This is a genomic window from Actinomadura rugatobispora, from assembly GCF_055379765.1.
This window is the reverse complement of the sequence record NZ_AP029191.1, coordinates 9,447,003-9,466,055: the sequence shown is the minus strand read 5'-3', so window position 1 is coordinate 9,466,055 and position 19,053 is coordinate 9,447,003. Positions and strand designations below refer to the sequence as shown.

Here is a 19,053-nt window from a genome sequence, read left to right as displayed (position 1 = left end):
GCCTCCGCCGTCAGGATCCCCCGGCCAGGGCCTCGTCACGCCAGACGGGCTCGGCGGACTCGCGCACCCGCCCGTCCGCGCCGCAGATGAGGTAGCGGTCGAAGTCGTCGGCGAACCAGCGGTCGTGCGTGACCGCCAGGACCGTGCCCTCGTACGACTCCAGCCCCTGCTGCAGGGCTTCCGCGCTGGCCAGGTCGAGGTTGTCGGTGGGCTCGTCCAGGAGCAGCAGCGTCGCGCCCGACAGCTCCAGCAGCAGGATCTGCAGCCGGGCCTGTTGGCCGCCCGAGAGGGTCTCGAACGGCCGTGCCCCGGCGGGCGCCAGCTCGTACCGGGCCAGCGCCGCCATCGCGTCGTTGCGGACCAGCGCGTACTCGCTCATGACGATCTCGGCGGGGGTCCGCCCGTGCAGGTCGGGCCGGGTGTGCGTCTGGACGAAGAGGCCCGGCGCCACGCGCGCGCCCAGCCGCGCCACGCCCGAGTGAGAGAGGTCCTCCCCCGCCAGCAGCCTCAGGAACGACGACTTCCCCGACCCGTTGGAGCCGAGCACCGCCACCCGCTCGCCGTACCAGACCTCGAAGTCGAAGGGCCGCAGCAGGCCCGTCAGCTCCAGCGACTCGCACACCAGCGCGCGCTTGCCCGTCCGGCCTCCGCGCAGCCTCATCCGCACGTTCTGCTCCTTGGGGGCGCTGCGCGGCGGGCCCGCCTCCTCGTACCGCTTCAGCCTGGTGCGGGCGGCCTGGTAGGAGGAGGCCACCGCGTCGTTGTTGGTGGCCCGCTGCCGCAGCGTGTGGACGAGCTGTTTCAGCCTGGCGTGCTCCTCGTCCCAGCGGCGGCGCAGCTCGTGCAGGCGTTCGGTGCGCTCGCGGCGCGCCTGCGCGTAGCCGGCGAAGCCGCCGCCGTGCACCCACACGTCGCCCGACTCCACGGTGACGACGCGGTCGGCGACGTCGGCGAGGAGGCGGCGGTCGTGGGAGACCAGCAGCACGGTCTTGGGCACGCCACGCAGCCTCTCGGCCAGCCACTCCTTGCCTGGAACGTCCAGGTAGTTGTCCGGCTCGTCCAGCAGGAGCACCGCGTCGGGGCCGCGCAGCAGCGCCTCGAGCACGATCCGCTTCTGCTCGCCGCCCGACAGCGTGGTGACCGCTCGGCCCTTCACCTCGTCGTAGGGCAGCCCGAGGGCGGCCGTGGCGCAGGTGTCCCAGACGACCTCGATCTCGTAGCCGCCCGCGTCGCCGTAGTCGGCCATGGCCTGGGCGTAGGCGAGCTGCGACCGCTCGTCCTCGGCCAGCTCCCGCTCGGCCCGCGCGAGGCGTCCGGCGGCGGCGCGGACGGGGGCGGGGGCCACCGACAGGAGCAGGTCGTGCACGCTCCCGCCGTCCCGGACGCTCCCGATGAACTGCCGCATCACGCCCAGCCCGCCCGAGGTCGAGACCGTTCCCCCGGCCGCGCGCAGATCACCGGCGATCAGCCTCAGCAGCGTGGTCTTCCCGGCCCCGTTGGGCCCCACGAGGGCCGCCTTCACGCCGTCGCCGACGCGGAAGGAGACCTCGTTCAGCAGGGGCCGCCCGTCCGGCAGCGCATAGGTCAGGCGGCTCACGTCGACATGCCCCACGGCGACCTCCTCGTACAGTGTTCGAGTTTCTAGACCGACGATCCACTACCGGGCCAATGTACTAGACTCCCGCCCCATGAGCGGCAGCGTGTGGCTACGGGAGGAGCGGCCGCGGCGGGAGTCCCCGCCGCTGACCCGCGAGCGGATCGTCGGCGAGGCCGTGGCCTTCCTGGACGAGGAGGGACACGAGCGGCTGACCATGCGCCGCCTCGCCGAGCGCCTGGGCACCGGCTCCACGACCCTCTACTGGCATGTGAAGACCAAGGACGACGTGCTCGACCTGGCCCTCGACGCGATCTTCGGCGAGGCCCGGATCCCGCCGGACGGCACCGGCTGGCGGGAGGCCGTCACCGCGCTGCTCGGCGAGTGGCGCGCCGCGATGCTGCGCCACCCCTGGTCGGCGGCCCTGCTCAGCCGCCCCCTGCTGGGCCCGAACGTGCTGGCCCGCACCGAGTTCATGCACGCCACGCTGGTCGCGGCGGGCTTCCGCGGCCCGCATCTGGTCGCCGCCGCCTCCGGCCTGTCCAACTACGTGATCGGGGCGGCGCTGACGCAGGCGGGCGGCGGCGACGAGGCCGCCGAGCGCGAGGCGGCCGACGCGCTGCTGCGGCGCGAGCGCGACCGCTACCCCAGCCTCGCCGAGCACGGCCACCTCAGCGGCAGCGACTGGGACGCCGCGTTCGCGCAGGGCCTGGCCTACCTCCTGGACGGCATGGCGCCGCACGCCGCGGCCGGCGCCGGGCGCCGCCTCAGGAGTTGAGGTAGGCCAGCACCGCCAGCACGCGCCGGTGGCCCGAGTCGGTGTGCGGCAGCCCCAGCTTGGTGAAGATCGCCCCGATGTGCTTGCTCACGGACCGCTCGGTGATGACCAGCGTGCTCGCGATCGTGGCGTTGTCCAGGCCCTGGGCCATCAGCCCCAGCACTTCGCGCTCGCGCGGCGTGAGGGCGCGCAGCGGGTCGCCGCGCGTGGACATGAGCTGGGAGACGACCTCCGGGTCCAGGGCGGTGCCGCCGTCGGCCACCCGCCGCAGGGCGTCCAGGAACTCCTCGACCCGGCCGACGCGGTCCTTGAGCAGGTAGCCGATGCCCTCGGCGCCCCCGGCCAGGAGCTCGGCCGCGTAGGTCTCCTCGACGTACTGCGACAGGACCAGGACGGGCAGGCCGGGGATCTCCTTGCGGGCGGCGATGGCGGCGCGCAGGCCCTCGTCGCGGAAGCCCGGCGGCAGGCGCACGTCCAGGACGGCGACGTCGGGCCGGTGCTCCAGCAGCGCGGGCAGCACGGCCGGGCCGTCGTGGGCGACCGCCGCGACCTCGTGGCCGTCGGAGGTGAGCAGCAGCACCAGGCCCTCGCGCAGCAGGACGTTGTCCTCGGCGATCACGATCCGCACGGCAGCTCCACTTCCAGGGTCGTTCCCCGCCCGGCGGGGCTGTCGAGGCGGGTGGTCCCGTCCAGGGCCGCCACGCGGCGGCGGATCCCGGCCAGTCCGCTGCCGGCCGCGGGGTCGGCGCCGCCCTTGCCGTCGTCCCGGACGAGGACGCGCAGCGACCCCGCCGTGCGCCGGAGCGAGACCTCGGCGCGGCCCGCGCCGCTGTGCTTGGCGATGTTGGTGAGCGCTTCGGCCACGACGAAGTAGGCGGCGGCCTCGACGGCGGCGGGCGCGCGGCCCGGGTCGGGCACGTCCAGGTGGACGGGGATGTGCTGCCCGGCGGCCAGGGCCCGGATGGCGCCGGGCAGGCCGCGGTCGGACAGGATCGGCGGGTAGATGGCGCGGATCACGGTGCGGAGCTGGGTGAGGGCCTCCTCGACGCCGTCCCGGGCCTCCAGGAAGAGGGTGCGGGCCGCGTCGGGGTCGGCGTCGAAGCGGCGGTCGGCCAGGCCGAGGCGGAGCGCGACCGCGACGAGCTGGGCCTGGGTGCCGTCGTGCAGGTCGCGTTCGATGCGGCGGAGCTCGGCGCCGTGCGCCTCCAGGGCCTCGGCCCGGGTCTCGGCGAGTTCCTCGATCCGCTCGGTCAGGCTGGAGCGGCGGGTGGGGCGCAGCAGCAGCTCGGCCAGCCTGGCCTGCCCGCGCGCCAGCCTCGGCACCCCCCAGACCAGGATGGCGATCTCCACCGCGGCCTGGACGAACGGCATGGTCAGCGCCTTGGGCCAGCTGTCCAGCACGATGAACGCCGACTGCGAGCCCTCCGGCGCCGCCCACCACCAGAGCGGCTGGCTCAGCGAGTACAGCACGGCCGGCCACATGAAGATCGCCAGTACGGCCATGACCAGGCCGGTGACGCCGTGCAGCGGCATCCAGGCGAGATCGCGCCAGGTGGCGGAGGAGCGCAGCAGCCTGAGACTCTGCACCAGACCGGTGCCCCGGGTCGGCTCGTACGGCTCGGGGATCTCGCGGCCGAGCGCCTTCCCCGCGCGGCGCCGTTCGGCGCGGGCGAGGGTGCGCACGGGCCGCAGCGCGTCGGGCAGCCAGGGCAGCGCGATCAGGGTGACGGACAGGAACAGCACGACGGGCAGCGCGGCCATGCCCGCCAGCGCGGGCAGCGCGGTCCGCAGCCCGGCGGCGAGATAGCGCGTGGCGTCGCCGCTGCGTCTGAGGGCCTGTCTCACGGTTCGTCTCATCTCCCCCGAAACCGTAAGGCACGGCAGGCCCGGACGTCGCTGTCACGCACCCCCGGATCCATGGTGTAGCGGGCTACACCACCGATCCGGGGGCGCGCGCCCATGTGCCGGCACCGCCCCTCGGCCTACGTTCATGCAGGTGAGAAGGGTGGACGAGGTGATGCAGACGATGGCGGCGCGCACGGGCACGGCCTGCGCGGTCCAGTTGGAGGCGGTGACCAGGACCTACGGCGAGGTCACCGCGCTGAAGGAGGTCTCCTGGGCGTTCCCGCGCGGCGGGTTCACCGCCGTGATGGGCCCGTCGGGGTCGGGCAAGAGCACGTTCCTGCACTGCGCCTCCGGACTGGACCGGCCCACCTCGGGCACGGTCCGGATCGGCGGCGTCGACCTGGGCGCGCTGAGGGAGGCGAAGCGGACGCGGCTGCGCCGGGAGCGGATCGGGTTCGTCTTCCAGGCGTTCAACCTGATCCCGACGATGAGCGTGGCGGACAACATCACGCTGCCGCTGCGGCTGGCGGGCCGCGAGGCCGACCCGGCGCGGCTGGCCGGGATCGTGCGGCGGGTGGGGCTGTCCGACCGCGCCGCGCACCGTCCCTCGGAGCTGTCGGGCGGCCAGCAGCAGCGGGCGGCGATCGCCCGGGCCCTGATCACCGAGCCGGAGGTGGTGTTCGCCGACGAGCCGACGGGCGCGCTGGACCCGCGCACGGCGCGGGAGGTGCTGCGCCTGCTGCGGGAGGCGGTGGACGCCGCCGGGCAGACCGTCGTGCTGGTGACGCACGACCCGGTGGCGGCGTCCTGGGCGGACTCGGTGGTGTTCCTGAGCGGCGGCCGGATCGTGGACGAGCTGGCCTCGCCCACGGCCGCCGAGGTTTCGCGGCGTTGGGAGTCGCTGTGAAGACGCGTCACGGCATCTTCGTCGCGCTGGCGTTCGCGGCGGTGCTCATCGGGACGTTCGGGGTGCTCCTGGAGTCGGCGCTGCGGGCGCACGCCCCGGTCGCGCGGTACGGGGAGGCCGCGGCGGTCGTCACGGCCCCGCAGTCGGTCTCGATGCTGATCAAGCAGCCGGGGTCGGAGCCGGAGACCCAGCGGCGGCCCCTGACCGAGCGTGCGCGCGTGCCGGTCGCGGCGGCGCAGCGGCTCAGGAGCGTGCCCGGCGTCCGGGACGTGGTCGCGGACGTGTCGTTCCCCGTGGCCGCGGCGGACGGCAGGGCGTTCACCGGGCACAACTGGAGCCGCCTGGCCTCGCTGCGCACCGGACGCGCTCCCCGTACGGCCGGTGAGGTCGCCCTGGAGCAGGCGTCGGGAGCGGCGGTCGGCCGGCGCGTGATGTTGCAGGTGAACGGGGCCCCGCGGCCGTACACGGTGACCGGGCTGGTCGCCGAGGGGGCGTACTTCGCCCCGGAGACGGCGGTCGCGCTGAGCGGCCGCCCGTCCGAGGCCGACGCGCTGCTGGTCTACACGGGCGGCGGGGCGGAGACCGCCGCGCTGCGCGAGGCCGTCCCGGGATTGAAGGTCCTCACGGGCGCGGCGCGCGGGGACGCCGAGGACCTCAGTGTCGCCACGGCGCGCCCCGACGTCGTCGAGATGGGGGCCTCGCTGGGCTCCGTGGCCGTCATGACGACGCTGGTGGTGGCGGGCGGGCTGATCGCGCTGTCGATCCGCGAGCGCGCCCGCGAGTTCGCGCTGCTGCGGACGGTCGGCGCGACGCCGGGGCAGGTGCGGGCCCAGATCGTCCGGGAGAACGTGCGGGCGGCGGTCGCCGCGGGCCTGCTCGGCGGGACGCTCTCGCTCCCCGCCGGTGCCGCGATGCACGCGGCGATGGCGGGCAGGGGCGTGCTGCCCGGCGGCCTCGGCCTGTCCCTGAGCCCGCTCCCCGCGCTGGCGGCGCTGCTGATCGCGGTGCTCACGGCGGCGGTGTCCGCGCTCCTGGCGTCGCTGCGCCTGGCGCGGATCCGCCCCGTCCAGGCCCTGGGTGAGGCGGCCGTGGAGCGCCCCGGGCTGCCGCGCTGGCGGGTGGGCGCCGGCGGGCTGTTCCTGGTGCTCGGCCTGAGCGCGCTGGGCGCGTCGGCGGCGACCTCCGGCGCCACCGCCGCGGTGTCGGTGGGCGGCCTGGTGATCTCCCTGATCATCGCGACGGCGTTCCTGGGCCCGCTGATCGCCCGCATCGGCGTGCGGGTGCTCGGCGGCACGGTCCGCCGGCTCGATCCGGTCGCGGGCGGGCTGGCGGCGCACGCGGCGGGCGCGGCGGCGCTGCGGGCGGGTGCGGTGCTGACGCCGGTGGCGCTGGCGGTGGCGTTCGCGGGCGTGCAGCTGTTCGTCCAGTCCACGATGGTGCGGGCGACGGAGGTGCAGGCCCGGGAGGCCACGCGCGCGACCCAGGTCCTGGTCTCGGCCGGGCCGGGGCTGCCCGCCGAGGCCGCGGCGGCCGTGCGGGCGACGCCCGGGGTGACCGCCGCGACGGCCGTCAAGCGCACGACGGTGGTGATGGCGGTCAACGAGCTGGGAGAGAAGCAGTTGCGCTCGCTGCCCGCCCGGGGCGTCGGCGCCGGCGGGCTCGCCGCCACCACCGATCCCGGCGTGGTTTCCGGCCGCCTCGGCGAGCTGCGCGGCGAGACGGTCGCGCTCAGCCGGGACGTGGCCGGCGGGACGCGGGTCGGCGCGATCAAGCCGCTGTGGCTCGGCGACGGCACCCGGCTCAGGCCGCGCGTGGTGGCGATCTACGAGCGCGGGCTGGGCCTGGGCGACGTGCTGCTCCCCCGCGACCTGGTCGCCGCGCACGCCACGTCCCCCCTGGACGACCACGTCCTGGTGTCCGGCGAGGCCGACCTGCGGCCGGTCGCCGCCCGCTACGCCGGGGCCCGGGTCGTCACCGCCGGGGCGTTCGGCGCCCGGGTCTCCGAGGAGCTGCGCCTCCAGGGCTTCCTGAGCGGCGTGGTGGTGGCGGCGATCTGCGGGTTCATCGTCATCGGCCTGGTCACCACCCTGGCGACGGCGACGGCGGCGCGGCGCGGCGAGTTCGCGCTGCTGCGGCTGGCGGGCGCGACCCGGCGGCAGGTGCTGCGGTCGCTGCGCCTGGAGGCGGTGGTCGTGCTCGGCACGGGGCTGGCGACGGGGGCGCTGATCGCGGCGGTGACGCTGCTGGTGTTCGCGACCGCCGTCACCGGGCTGCCGCTCCCCTCGGTGCCGCCGGTCCCGGCGGCGCTGGTCCTGCTGTTGGTGGCCGGTTCCGGTGCCGCCGCGATGCTCCTGCCCGCCCGCGCGCTGCTGCGCGGGGATTCCCCCGGAACCCCCTGACCCGACCCCTCGTCCCCCGCTACCAGATCGTGATCCGCGCGGTGACCGGCGCGGCGGGCCGACCGAACCTGGCGGCTGGTCCCCCTGGCGGGGCCGACGCCGTTAACATCTCGGGAGTGCCAAGATCCCCGTTGGCACGACGCGCACCCGAACGGCGAGAGATGGACGACCTAGAGCTCCGGCCGGCCCTGCCGGGCAACCTGCCCCAGCTGTTCGCCGACGCCACCGTCGAGCGGACGCTGTCGGCGGGCCTGCCCGAGGGGGACGTGGTCTGGCCGGACCCCGGATACCCGCAGCACCAGCTGGTGCTGCGCCCCGCGTTCTGGCTCAGCGACGACCCCGTGAGCGGCGAGCTGTGGTCGCGGCTGCGGACCGAGCACCCGGGGTCGGGGCTGTGGCCGCTGCTGCTGGACGAGTCCGACCAGCCGTGGGCGGCCGGGCAGGTGGCCCCCGAGCCGGTCGCCGACATCGACAACTACGCGCCGGGCGCGTTCATGTACGAGGTGTGGGGCGACTGGGCGGAGCAGGCGTCCGAGGACGACGTCGACGACCTCGCGCCGTTCGGGCTGCACTGCCCGGGGCCCGCCGAGCCCGCCCACCTGCTGGACGACCCCGACGCGCTGGCCGACCGCCACGCGCGCGTGCTCGCGCGGCGCGGCATGTCGCTGGGGCTGGCCGCCGTGGAGCGCGGCGCCGACGCCCTGGCCGCGCTGGGGTGGCAGGGGGCGCTCAACCACAACGAGTGGACCGCTCCCCTGGCGGCGGTCGTGCGGAGCTGGGAGGAGCGGTTCGGGGCCCGTGTCATCGGGCTGGGCTTCAACACGCTGGAGCTCAGCGTGGCCGCCCCGCCGGTCACCACCCGCCAGGCGGTGCACGTCGCCGCCGAGCACTGGGCCTTCTGCCCGGACATCCTCTTCCAGGGCCCCGGCACCCTGACCGGCTACGCCGAGGAGATCCGCGGCAAGACCTGGTGGTCCTTCTGGTGGGACTGACCGGTGCGAGCGGTCCGCTGATCGGCCTCGGGTGGCGGGGCATTCGCCTCGCTGTCTAATATGCGGCGCACGGGACCGACCGCCGGCGAGCCCCTCCTCGCCGCGACCCGGCCCCCGGACGCCCCTCCCTGCCCGAAGGCGCCCTCTCGGCGATGTCCGAGGGCCGCGCTTCCCCGGTGCGGTTCGGGTGCGCGGGGGTGCCCCTGCGTGGGGCGTGGAGGGCTTGGGGGGTCGCCCCCGCGATGACAGGAGGCTGGGTGCGGACGCGCGGGTCACGAAGGGGCGGGACGGGCATCGGCGGGTCCGGGAGGAGGACGGGCAGGGCGCTGCCCACCGTGATCGGGGCGGCGCTGGCCGTCACGCTGGTCGCCGACCTGGTCGTGGTCGTCTCCAAGCGGTCCGGGGGCGACGAGCCCGCGGGCACCGACCGCCTGGTCTCCGTCACCGGCGGCGCGGCGGACCAGGCGCCTCCGGTGGCGCCCCTGACCAAGCGCTACACCCCCCATCTGCTCATCGCGGGCACCGGAACGCTCCCGCCGGACGCGGTGGAGCGGGCGAAGCGGGTGAAGGGCGTCGCGGGGGTCACCGTGGTGGACGCGGCGCGGGCCCAGGTGGCGGGGCGCCGGGTCGGGCTGCTGGGCGTGGACCCGTCGTCGTTCCGCTCGTTCGTCCCGGCGCAGTCGGCGGAGTCCGACCAGCTGTGGCAGACGATCGCGACGGGCGGGCTGGCGGTGTCGTTCTCGATGAGCCAGGACGGGTCGCTGCCGCTGGGCGGGGTCGTGAAGGCGGGGCGCAGCGACCGGCCGGGCCAGGTGCGGGTGGGCGCCTACGCGGCGATGGGCATCGGCGACGTCGACGCGGTGGTGTCCCGGTCGCAGGCCCGCGCGCTCGGCATGCCCCAGGGCAACGCGCTGGTGGTGAGCGCGCCCAAGACCGACGCCAAGGCCCTGACCAAGAAGCTGCAGCGGATCCTGCCGCGCGGCACCCGGATAGCGCAGCTCAACGCCCCGGCGAACACGCCGTCCAGGGGCGGGTCGGCGCGCCGGCAGCCGCAGGTGACGGGGCGGCCGGACGGCGTGCGCGGGACGCGGTCGCTCATCACCGGCAACCTGATGACGCCGACGATGCGCTCACTGGTGATGGAGCTGGACCAGATGTACGGCCCGTTCCCCACCATCGGCTGCTTCCGCAGCGGCGCGGACGCGCAGGACCACGCGCACGGGCGGGCGTGCGACTTCATGGAGAGCGTGGGCGGGCGGATGCCCAGTTCCAGCGCGGCGCGGCACGGCGACCAGGTCGCGCAGTACGCCGTCTCCAACGCGCGGCGCCTGGGCATCTCCTACGTGATCTGGAAGCAGCACATCTGGAACGTGCGGGGCGGCGGCTGGCGGCCGATGGCCGACCGCGGCAGCATCACCCAGAACCACTACGACCACGTGCACATCTCCGTGCTGCGCTGACCGCCCGCGCCGGCGCCCCCGGAAGGTTCAGGGCAGCTCCTGCTCGCACCACACGGCCTTGCCGCGGGCGGTGCGGCGGACGCCCCAGCGCTGCGCCAGGCGCCCCACCACGTGCAGGCCCCGGCCCGACTCGGCGGGGTCGGCGTCCTCCTGGTGGCGGATGCGGGGGCGGCCGTCGGAGGAGTCGAACACCTCGCACACCAGCCCGCCCTCCCGGACCAGGCGCAGGGTGAGCCGCCCGCCCGCGTGCCGGATGGCGTTGGTGACCAGCTCGGAGGCCAGCAGCTCGGTGGTCGGCGACAGGTCGCCCAGCCCCCACTCGCCGAGCCGCGCGCGGATCAGGCCGCGGGCGCGGCGGACGGCGGCGGGGTCGGCGGGCAGCTCCCAGGAGACGTGGTCGTCGGCCGGGATGCGGCGCAGCCGGGCGACCAGCATGGCGATGTCGTCGCGGTGCTGGTCGTCGAAGACGCCGTCGAGGGTGGCCTGGCAGAGGTCCTCCAGCGGGCGGGCCGCGGCGCCGCGCGCGAACGTGCGGCGCAGCCGGGCCAGGCCGTCGTCGATGTCGCGGGCCCGGTTCTCCACCAGCCCGTCGGTGTAGAGGAACAGCAGCGTGCCGTCCTCGACGGTGAACTCGCGGGTCACGACCGGGCCGTCGCCGACGCCCAGCGGCGGGGCGGGCGGGACGTCCAGGAACCGCGCGTCGGCGTCGGGCGGGGCCAGCAGCGGGGGCAGGTGCCCGGCGCTGGCCACCTCGCACCGCCCGCTGACGGCGTCGTACACCACGTAGGCGCAGGTGGCGAAGTGCGGTTCGCGCTCGCCGAGGGTGCGCATCAGGGAGTCGAGGCGCTCCAGCGCCTCGGCGGGCGGCAGCTCCAGCGCGGCCAGGGTGTGGATGGCGGTGCGCAGCCGGCCCATCGTGACGGCGGCCCGCACGCCGTGCCCGGCCACGTCCCCGACCACCAGCGCGACCCGGCCGCCGGGCAGCGCGATGGACTCGTACCAGTCGCCGCCGACCTCGATCAGCCGGCTGCCGGGCAGGTAGCGGTGGTGCACCTCGACCGACGACGGCGCGGACAGGCCGGTGGGGAGCATGCTGCGCTGGAGGGTGAGCGCGGTGGCGCGCTCCCGGCCGTACCGGCGGGCGCTCTCGATGAAGATCGCCGCGCGGCTGGCGAACTCCATCCCGATCTCGATGTCGTAGGCGTCGAACGGGCGGTGCGCCACGTTGCGGGTGCAGACGAAGAAGCCGAGCATCGCGCCGTCGGCGAAGATCGGCAGGATCAGCATCGAGGCGCCCTTGAGCAGGTCGGACACCGGCGGCCGGCGCCAGGCGTCGGCGATCCTGGACGCGCCCTCGCCGCCCAGCCCCACCAGCACCGGGGCGCCGGTCCGCAGGCAGCGCACGTAGGGGGTGCCCTCGGGGTAGCTGAGCACCTCGCCGGTGGGGAAGGTGGCGTCCCAGGCCTGGTCGCCGTCGTCGAACGCGACCGCCATGCGGCGCAGCGCGGGCGACCCGCCGGCCTGCTGCTGCGGCGGGTCCTCGTCGGCGTCGACGAGGCTCTCCATCAGCAGCAGCCCGCCGGAGTTGCAGAAGTGCGGGACCAGCACGCTCATCAGGCCGCGCGCCAGCAGTTCCAGGTCGAGGGTGGCGCCGAGCCGGGGCAGCGAGTCCTCCAGCAGGGCGCGCCTGATCACCGCCGGGTCCAGGAAGCGGTCGGCCAGCGGGACGGGGACGCGGATGACCGCCAGGGCGGCCGGGGCCGCGTCGCCCTGGCGGGACGGCCCGCCGGCGAGGGCCGGGCCGCCGCTCATCGGGTGCACGGTGACCACGGCGTCGTAGGTGGCGCCCTGCCGGGTCTCGACGGTGAGCATGGTGGTGCGCTCCCGCTCGAAGCGCAGCGCCTCGTCCAGCGGGTCCTGCGCGCCGGCGATGACCTCGCCCAGCCGGGCGCCCAGCAGGTCCTCGGGATTCTCGGCGAGCACGGCGGCGGCGTTGCGATCGAACTGGAGGATTTTGCCCGACGCATCCATGCCGAGAATGAGAATTCGGGTGGACGACTGCATCGCTCAATTATGGGACATTGCGCGTGTCCGCGAAGGCGGATGCGCGAAGGCGCACTCAGGTCATGACTGCGCACCCGACAGGACGTTACTCGGCCTTGGCGGGCGGCCGGGAAATCGGCCCAGGTCACCTTGCCCGCGACATGCTCGGGGGCGTCGCGGGGGCCGTCCCGGAATCCGCGTGAAACGCGTCCGGGCAGCCTGACGGCCGTTACTCTCCGGCGGCGCCCGGTCGCGTTCGGGTAGCTCCGGGCCGGTTCCAATGGGAATCGGTTCGCGGAACTGCGCGGTCCGCGGCTTACCGCACGGAATATGCGGTGGAACGGCTCATCACCGGCTCCGGACCGCCCTGCTCGGTCACGAGCGGCCGAAGACCTCCGGCGGGGGGACGGGCGCCTCGACGTCCTCGCCGTCGCTCAGCGGCGCGGCGCCCGCGCAGAACCCGGCCAGCTCGTCCCCCGCCATCACCCGGGCCCGGAAGGCGCCGCCCGCGGCCCGCCGGGTCAGCTCGGCGGCCGGCAGCGGGTGCCGGGAGGCGGCCACGATCAGGTTCCCGAACCGGCGCCCGCGCAGCACGCCGGGCTCGCCGATCAGCAGCACGTGCCGGAACACCGAGCGGACGGTCGCGACCACCCGGCGGGCGAAGGGCAGCCGGAAGCCGTCGGCCACGTTCATCAGGTAGACGCCGCCGGGCCGCAGCACCCGCGCGGCCTCCAGGGTGAACTCGCGGGTGGCGAGTTCGACCGGCATGGACGCCTCCGCGAACGCGTCCAGGACCACCAGGTCGTCGGCCGCGTCGGCCAGCGCGGCCATGCCGGTCCGCCCGTCGGTGATCCTGATCTTGACGCCGGGGACCTGCCGGAGCGGCAGCCGCTCGCGCACCAGCCGGACCAGCCGCCCGTCCGGCTCGAAGACCACCTGGCGGGAGCCGGGGCGGGTGGCGGCGATGTAGCGGGGCAGCGTGCAGCCGGCGCCGCCGATGTGCGCGGCGTCCAGCGCCCGCCGCTCCGGCCCCGGCCCGCTCCCCGGCTCGGCGTCCTCGCGGACGTCGAGGCAGTCGACGACGTCGCCCATCAACTGCATGTACTCGAAGTCGAGATAGGTCGGGTCGGACAGGTCCACGTAGGACTGCGGCACGCCGCCCACGCACAGCATCCATCCGCCGTCGCGGTCGGCGTCGCGCAGCAGCTCGGCCTCACCGCCGTCGATCTTGTGGAGATCGGAGCGGAGCCGCGCCCCCCGTGCCTTCCGTGCCATGTCTCCCCACTTTAGGGCTTTGGGAGGGTCGCCGGAGATCAGCCGGTCGTGGCCGCCCGCTCGGCGGCGAAATGGCAGGCGCTCGGGTGCGCGGAGCCCTCCCGCTCCTCCAGGGCCGGCTCCCGCTCGGCGCACACGTCCTCCGCCTTCCAGCAGCGGGTGCGGAAGCGGCACCCCGACGGCGGGTCCAGCGGCGACGGCGGGTCCCCCTCCAGGACGATCTGCCCGTCCAGGCCCGCCCGCTCGGGGTCGGGCACGGGCACCGCCGACAGCAGGGCCTGCGTGTACGGGTGGGTGGGGTGCTCGTAGATCCGGGTCTCGTCGCCCGTCTCGACGATCTTCCCGAGGTACATGACCGCGATCCGGTCCGAGATGTGCCGCACGGCGGCCAGGTCGTGGGCGATGAACACGTACGCCAGCCCCAGCTCGTCCTGCAGCTCCTCCAGCAGGTTCATCACCTGGGCCTGCACGGACACGTCCAGCGCCGACACCGGCTCGTCGCACACGATCACGTCGGGCCGCAGCGCGAGCGCCCTGGCGATCCCGACGCGCTGCCGCTGCCCGCCGGAGAACTGGTGCGGGTAGCGGTCGGCGTGGCCGGGGTCGAGGCCGACCAGCTCCAGCAGCTCCTGCACGCGGGCGCGCCGCTCCCCCTTGGGCGCGACCTCCGGGTGGACGGCGAACGGCTCGCCGACGATGTCGCCGACCGTCATCCGCGGGTTGAGGGAGGAGTAAGGGTCCTGCAGCACCATCTGGACGCGGCGGCGCAGGGCCCTCAGCTCGCGGCGCGGCAACGCGAAGATGTCGCGGTCCTCGAACCGGACCGTGCCGGAGGTGGGCCGCTCGGCGGCCAGCAGCAGCCGGGCGAGCGTGGACTTGCCGCAGCCGGACTCGCCGACCACGCCGAGGGTCTCGCCGCGGCGCAGCTCCAGGTCGACGCCGTCCACGGCCCTGACCCGGCCCACCTCCCGCTTGAACACCACGCCCTGGGTGACGGGGTAGTGCTTGACCAGGCCCTCGACCCGCAGGATCGGCGCCTCCCCGGACGGGGCTCCCGAAGGGGCGTCAGCCACCGTGCACCTCCTCGGCGAAATGGCAGGCGGCCGCGTGGCCGGGGGCGACCTCGACCAGCGGCGGGCGCTCCTCGGCGCAGACGTCCTCGGCGCGCGGGCAGCGGGGCCGGAACGGGCATCCCGGGGGCAGCGCGGCCGGGTTGGGCGGCGCCCCCTTGATCGGCACGAGGCGTTCGCCGCTGCGGTCCAGGCGCGGCACCGAGGCCAGCAGGCCCTTGGTGTACGGGTGGGCGGGCCGCGCGTACAGCGCCCCGGCCGGGGCCTGCTCGGCCACCGACCCGGCGTACATGACCACGATCCGGTCCGCGACGCCCGCGACCACGCCGAGGTCGTGGGTGATGAGGACCAGGCCCATGCGCAGCTCGTCCTGGAGGTCGGCCAGCAGCCGCATGATCTGCGCCTGGACGGTCACGTCCAGCGCGGTGGTGGGCTCGTCGGCGATCAGCACGTCGGGCTCCAGCGCCAGCGCCATCGCGATCATGATGCGCTGGCGCATGCCGCCGGAGAAGTGGTGGGGGTGGTCGCCGAGCCGCTCGCGGGGCGAGGGGATCCGCACCCGCTCCATCAGCTCGACCGCCCTGGCCTTCGCCTCCTTCCGGCGCATCCCGCGGTGCACCTGGTACATCTCGCAGATCTGGTCGCCGACGGTGAACACCGGGTTCAGCGCGGTCAGCGCGTCCTGGAAGATCATCGAGATCCGGTCGCCGCGGTACCGGCGGCGGCGCCGCTCCGGCAGGCCGAGCAGCTCCTCGCCGCGCAGCCGCACCGACCCGTGGGTGATCCGGGCCGGCGGGCTGTCGAGGATGCCCATCACCGCCTGCGCGGCCACGCTCTTGCCCGAGCCCGACTCGCCCAGGATCGCGACCGTCTCGCCCTCGGCCAGCGTGTAGGACAGCCCGTTGACGGCCCGGACGTCCTGGTCGCGGACGCGGAACCGCACGTGCAGGTCCGCCACCTCCAGCAGCGGGGCGTCTACCCCGGCGCCCGGTCCGGCTTTCTTCGGCTCGGCCATCATCACCGCAGTTTCGGGTCGAGGGCGTCCCGGACGGCGTCGCCGAGCATCAGGAAGCTCAGCACGGTCGCCGACAGGAACACCGCCGGGAAGATCAGCAGATGCGGGTGGTCGACGAAGTAGGACTGCGCCAGGTTCAGCTGCAGCCCCCACGACACCTGCGGGTACTGCAGGCCGACGCCGAGGAAGTCCAGCGTCGCCTCGCCGGAGATCACGTTGCCCACGTTCAGGGTCGCCACCACGATCACCGGGGCCAGCGCGTTCGGCAGGATGTGGCGCAGCATGATCCGCCGGTCCGAGGCGCCCAGCAGCCGGGCCGCCTGCACGTAGTCGGCGTCCCGGACGGCGATCACCTGGGCCCGCATGATCCGGATCATCGTGGTCCAGCCGAGCAGCACCAGCACCAGCGTCATCGCGCCGACGCCGTGGCCGGGGAAGGCGACCAGGATGACGGTGGCGCCCAGCACGAACGGCAGCCCGAAGAACACGTCGGTGATCCGGGCGACGACCGTGTCCAGCAGCCCGCCGTAGTAGCCGGCCAGCATCCCGAACACCATCGCGATCAGCAGCGCGAACAGCGTCACCGCGACGCCGATGAACAGCGTCGGGCGGGCGCCGTGCACCACGTGCGCGAAGTAGTCGCACCCGGCCAGGTCGGTGCCGAACGGGTGGTCGCCGCCGGGCGCCAGCCGGGCCAGGTTGGGGTCGCAGCCCTCGTTCCTGCCGCGGCCGGTGAACAGCCAGGGCGCCGCCGCCATCGCGCCGACCAGCAGCAGCACCGCGACCGCCCACCAGAACACCCAGCGGCGGCGCAGGTCCTGCCAGGCGTCGTGCCACAGCGAGGCGGGCCGGCCGCCGCCGACCGCGCCGACCACCACGGGGCCGCCCGCCACCGGGACGGCCGGCGCCGCGGCGCCCTGGGCGGGCCCGTCGTCCGCGTCCTTCATCTTCACCATCATTCGTCGCCGGCCGTCACTCGTAGCGGATCCGGGGGTCCAGCACCCCGTACAGCAGGTCCACGACCAGGTTGACCAGCAGGAAGATCAGCACCAGCACGGTGACCGCGCCGACCACCACCGGCCCCTCCTTCAGCTGGATGGACTGGAACACCTGCTGGCCGATGCCGGGCAGGTTGAAGATCCCCTCGGTGACGATGGCGCCGCCCATCAGCGTGCCGAAGTCGACGCCCAGATAGGTCACCACGGGGATCAGGGAGTTGCGCAGCGTGTGCCGTCCCACCACCCGGGCCCGGGTGAGCCCCTTGGCCCGGGCGGTGCGGACGTAGTCGGCGCGCAGGTTCTCCGCCAGGCTGGTGCGGGTCAGCCGCGCCACGTACGACAGCCCCAGCGACCCCAGCACCATGCCGGGCAGCAGATAACTGAGCGGCCAGCCGTCGTCGGTCCCGGCGGTCGGGAAGATCGACCAGTGCACGCCCAGCAGGATCTGCGCGGTGTAGCCGAGCACGAACACCGGGACGGCGATCATCAGGGTGGTGCCGCCCAGCACCAGCGTGTCGGCCAGCTTCCCGCGCCGCAGCCCGGCCCACACGCCCAGCCCGATGCCGACCACCAGCTCGAAGATCCAGGCGGTGAGGGCGAGCTGGATCGTCACGCCCCACCGCCCGCTCAGCATCTCCGAGACCTTCTGGCCGGTGTAGTTCTCGCCGAGGTCGCCCTGCAGCAGGCCCAGCATGTACTTGCCGTACTGGACCAGCAGCGGGTCGTCGAGGTTGTAGCGCTCCCGGAGGGTCTGCCGCACCGTCTCGGGGATCGGCTTGTCCCCGGCGAGCGCCTGGATCGGGTCGCCCGGCAACGCGAACACCATCGCGTAGATGAGCAGCGTGGTGCCGATGAAGACGGGGATCGCCTGCAGGAGCCGCCGGAGGACGTAACGCCACATCTGCGCTTACTTCACCGTCACTTCGTGGACGACCAGGCCGCCCGCGTACGGGGTGATGGTCACGTCGCCGACCTTGTCGGAACGGCCGCCCTGCCCTGCCCACGTCCACAGCGGGATCTGCGGCATCTCGCGGAGGGCGAGGTCCTCGGCCTGGTTGTAGAACTTCAGCGCGTCCTGCTCGTCGCCGGCGGCGTTGCCCTTGGCGATGAGCCCGTCGAACTCCTTGTTCTCGGGGGTGCCCTCCCAGCCCATCTTGTTGCCCGCGCTGCCCCACATGTTCTGCAGGTAGTTCTGGGCGCTGGGGTAGTCGGCCTCCCAGTTCTGCCGGTACGGGCCCTTCTCCTCGCGCCGCGACAGCAGCCCGAAGTAGTCGGCGGCGGGCACCTGGCGGAACTGGACGTCCTTGATCCCGAGGTTGGTCTTCAGGGAGTTGGCGACGATCTGCATCCACTGGTAGTAGGTCGGCTGGGCGTTGGAGAAGTACAGCTCCAGCGTCCCCTCGAATCCGCCGGCCTTGTCGTACAGCTTCTTGGCCTCGGCCGGGTTGAAGGTGCACGCCTCCGCGCACGCGCCCTTGCGGTACCCGGTGATGATGGACGGCAGCAGCGAGTCGGCCACGAGGTAGTCGCCGTTGTAGACGGCCTTGTTGATGCCGTTGCGGTCGATGGCCATGGAGATGGCCTTGCGCAGGTCGGGGCTGGCGAAGCGCTTGTCGAACAGCGGGAAGCCGAGGTAGTCGATGGTGCCCGTCTTGCGCGGCAGGAACCGGTCGCCCAGCAGCCGCTTGGCCTCGGGCACCTTGGCCGCGGGGATGGTCTGCTGCACGTCGACCCGGCCGGCGCGCAGGTCGGTGTAGATGGTGTCGGCGCTGGCGTAGCTCTTCCAGGTCACGCCCTTGTTCCTGGGCTTGCGCGTGCCGGTGTAGCCGCTGAACGGCACCAGCTTGACCTGGCGGTTGCGCTCCCACTTGCCGCTGATCCGGTACGGCCCGTTCCCGATCGGCGCGTCCTCGTAGGCCTTGAGGTCCTTGTAGGCGGCCTTGGGCATCGGCGCGAAGGCGGGGTAGGTGAGCAGCTGCGGGAACTGGTTGAACGGTTCCTTCAGGGTGACCTCGAGGGTGGTGTCGTCCACCACCTTCAGCCCGGACAGCTTGTCGGTCTCGGGCTTGGCCTTCTCGTCCTCGGGGTTGAGCTCGTCGTACCCCTGGATCTGGGAGAAGTAGTCGTTGGCCTCGTAGGCGTTGGGCCCGTAGGCGGCGTTGCTCCAGGCGTCGGCGAAGCTGGCCGCGGTGACCGGCTCGTCGTTGTGGAACTTCTGCCCGGCCCGGATCTTGACCGTCCAGACCTTCTGGTCCTTGGTCTCCACCGACTCGGCGGCGAGGTTGACCGGCTTGCCGTCCTTGCTCAGCCCCACCAGGTTCTCGAACAGCCCGCTCAGCACGTCGAAGGAGTAGCTGCTGGTGGTGTTGCCGGGGACGAGGTGGTCGGGCTCGCTGTGCCCGACCGTGAAGGTCCCGTCGCCGGATCCGCCGTCGCCGCCGCAGGCCGCCACCCCCGCCGTCGCCGCGAGCGCCATCGCGGCGAGCGCGGCCAGGCCCGGTCGCACACCCCTCAGGATGGTCATGATCCTCCTCAGTGTCGGGGAGCCCCGCGCCGGGCGAGGCGTCCCGGCGCGCTGCACGCAGCGTTGTACCGTTGGCGTGTTTTCGGTACGGCGACTGGCGATTCTTCATCGGATCGAGACCATGCCGGCAACGGCCATCGCCATAGCGACAGG

General features: G+C 74.2%; 15 protein-coding genes. 5 read left to right on the top strand and 10 right to left on the bottom strand.

The window, feature by feature from the left end; genetic code table 11:
* Positions 1-10: 10 nt before the first annotated feature.
* Entirely contained in the window at positions 11-1,612 is a 1,602-nt protein-coding gene (locus ACZ466_RS42610; RefSeq protein ID WP_378282371.1) for an ABC-F family ATP-binding cassette domain-containing protein, read from the bottom strand.
* A gap of 76 nt (positions 1,613-1,688) precedes the next feature.
* Here ACZ466_RS42610 and ACZ466_RS42605 point away from each other — a divergent pair, with 76 nt between their 5' ends.
* A complete protein-coding gene (locus tag ACZ466_RS42605) occupies positions 1,689-2,372 on the top strand; it encodes a TetR/AcrR family transcriptional regulator (RefSeq protein WP_378282372.1) in 684 nt (227 codons plus the stop codon).
* On the opposite strand, the gene ACZ466_RS42600 is transcribed toward ACZ466_RS42605, so the two are convergent.
* The gene (locus tag ACZ466_RS42600) at positions 2,362-3,000 is read right to left on the bottom strand and encodes a LuxR C-terminal-related transcriptional regulator (RefSeq protein ID WP_378282373.1); all 639 of its coding nucleotides are present in this window, start codon (positions 2,998-3,000) and stop codon (positions 2,362-2,364) included. The two genes, ACZ466_RS42605 and ACZ466_RS42600, sit on opposite strands and share 11 nt — an antisense overlap.
* Positions 2,988-4,217 (bottom strand): sensor histidine kinase, encoded by a 1,230-nt coding sequence (locus tag ACZ466_RS42595; RefSeq protein ID WP_378282374.1) that lies wholly within the window; start codon positions 4,215-4,217, stop codon positions 2,988-2,990. Before ACZ466_RS42595 ends, ACZ466_RS42600 begins: the two co-directional genes overlap by 13 nt.
* Before the next feature lie 181 nt (positions 4,218-4,398).
* Between ACZ466_RS42595 and ACZ466_RS42590 the strand changes: the two genes are divergently transcribed.
* The 4 genes from ACZ466_RS42590 (at position 4,399) to ACZ466_RS42575 (ending at position 9,975) form a co-directional block, all read left to right on the top strand.
* Positions 4,399-5,124: an ABC transporter ATP-binding protein gene (locus tag ACZ466_RS42590; RefSeq protein WP_378282412.1), complete on the top strand. Its 726-nt coding sequence runs from the start codon at positions 4,399-4,401 to the stop codon at positions 5,122-5,124.
* Entirely contained in the window at positions 5,121-7,523 is a 2,403-nt protein-coding gene (locus ACZ466_RS42585) for an ABC transporter permease (RefSeq protein ID WP_378282375.1), read from the top strand. The genes ACZ466_RS42590 and ACZ466_RS42585 overlap by 4 nt, the downstream gene beginning before the upstream one ends.
* A 161-nt stretch (positions 7,524-7,684) precedes the next feature.
* Complete coding sequence (locus ACZ466_RS42580; protein WP_378282376.1) at positions 7,685-8,515, top strand: DUF4253 domain-containing protein; 831 nt, start codon at positions 7,685-7,687, stop codon at positions 8,513-8,515.
* A gap of 257 nt (positions 8,516-8,772) precedes the next feature.
* Positions 8,773-9,975: a hypothetical protein gene (locus ACZ466_RS42575; RefSeq protein WP_378282377.1), complete on the top strand. Its 1,203-nt coding sequence runs from the start codon at positions 8,773-8,775 to the stop codon at positions 9,973-9,975.
* Between the two features lie 27 nt (positions 9,976-10,002).
* On the opposite strand, the gene ACZ466_RS42570 is transcribed toward ACZ466_RS42575, so the two are convergent.
* From ACZ466_RS42570 to ACZ466_RS42540, 7 genes are all read right to left on the bottom strand, one after another.
* Positions 10,003-12,006 (bottom strand): ATP-binding SpoIIE family protein phosphatase, encoded by a 2,004-nt coding sequence (locus ACZ466_RS42570; RefSeq protein WP_378282378.1) that lies wholly within the window; start codon positions 12,004-12,006, stop codon positions 10,003-10,005.
* Positions 12,007-12,393: 387 nt separating this feature from the next.
* The gene (locus tag ACZ466_RS42565) at positions 12,394-13,293 is read right to left on the bottom strand and encodes a spermidine synthase (protein WP_378282379.1); all 900 of its coding nucleotides are present in this window, start codon (positions 13,291-13,293) and stop codon (positions 12,394-12,396) included.
* A 38-nt stretch (positions 13,294-13,331) separates the two neighbouring features.
* On the bottom strand, positions 13,332-14,366 hold the full coding sequence (locus tag ACZ466_RS42560) for an ABC transporter ATP-binding protein (RefSeq protein WP_378282380.1): 1,035 nt from the start codon (positions 14,364-14,366) through the stop codon (positions 13,332-13,334).
* Positions 14,359-15,381: an ABC transporter ATP-binding protein gene (locus tag ACZ466_RS42555; RefSeq protein ID WP_378282381.1), complete on the bottom strand. Its 1,023-nt coding sequence runs from the start codon at positions 15,379-15,381 to the stop codon at positions 14,359-14,361. Before ACZ466_RS42555 ends, ACZ466_RS42560 begins: the two co-directional genes overlap by 8 nt.
* Positions 15,381-16,325, bottom strand: a complete 945-nt coding sequence (locus ACZ466_RS42550) for an ABC transporter permease (protein WP_378282382.1) — start codon at positions 16,323-16,325, stop codon at positions 15,381-15,383. Before ACZ466_RS42550 ends, ACZ466_RS42555 begins: the two co-directional genes overlap by 1 nt.
* A 25-nt stretch (positions 16,326-16,350) precedes the next feature.
* Positions 16,351-17,277 carry an ABC transporter permease gene (locus tag ACZ466_RS42545; RefSeq protein ID WP_378282383.1) on the bottom strand — a complete coding sequence of 309 codons (927 nt, stop codon included), beginning with the start codon at positions 17,275-17,277 and terminating at the stop codon, positions 16,351-16,353.
* 6 nt (positions 17,278-17,283) lie between these two features.
* Positions 17,284-18,900, bottom strand: a complete 1,617-nt coding sequence (locus tag ACZ466_RS42540) for a peptide ABC transporter substrate-binding protein (RefSeq protein WP_378282384.1) — start codon at positions 18,898-18,900, stop codon at positions 17,284-17,286.
* Between the last annotated feature and the right edge of the window lie 153 nt (positions 18,901-19,053).

Bases quoted from the DNA above. Each gene is read 5' to 3' on its own strand.
- ACZ466_RS42605 (WP_378282372.1), top strand. From the start codon at position 1,689: ATGAGCGGCAGCGTGTGGCTACGGGAGGAGCGGCCGCGGCGGGAGTCC.
- ACZ466_RS42590 (WP_378282412.1), top strand. From the start codon at position 4,399: ATGGCGGCGCGCACGGGCACGGCCTGCGCGGTCCAGTTGGAGGCGGTG.
- ACZ466_RS42580 (WP_378282376.1), top strand. From the start codon at position 7,685: ATGGACGACCTAGAGCTCCGGCCGGCCCTGCCGGGCAACCTGCCCCAG.
- ACZ466_RS42570 (WP_378282378.1), bottom strand. From the start codon at position 12,006: ATGGATGCGTCGGGCAAAATCCTCCAGTTCGATCGCAACGCCGCCGCC.
- ACZ466_RS42565 (WP_378282379.1), bottom strand. From the start codon at position 13,293: ATGGCACGGAAGGCACGGGGGGCGCGGCTCCGCTCCGATCTCCACAAG.
- ACZ466_RS42555 (WP_378282381.1), bottom strand. From the start codon at position 15,381: ATGATGGCCGAGCCGAAGAAAGCCGGACCGGGCGCCGGGGTAGACGCC.
- ACZ466_RS42550 (WP_378282382.1), bottom strand. From the start codon at position 16,325: ATGAAGGACGCGGACGACGGGCCCGCCCAGGGCGCCGCGGCGCCGGCC.
- ACZ466_RS42545 (WP_378282383.1), bottom strand. From the start codon at position 17,277: ATGTGGCGTTACGTCCTCCGGCGGCTCCTGCAGGCGATCCCCGTCTTC.
- ACZ466_RS42540 (WP_378282384.1), bottom strand. From the start codon at position 18,900: ATGACCATCCTGAGGGGTGTGCGACCGGGCCTGGCCGCGCTCGCCGCG.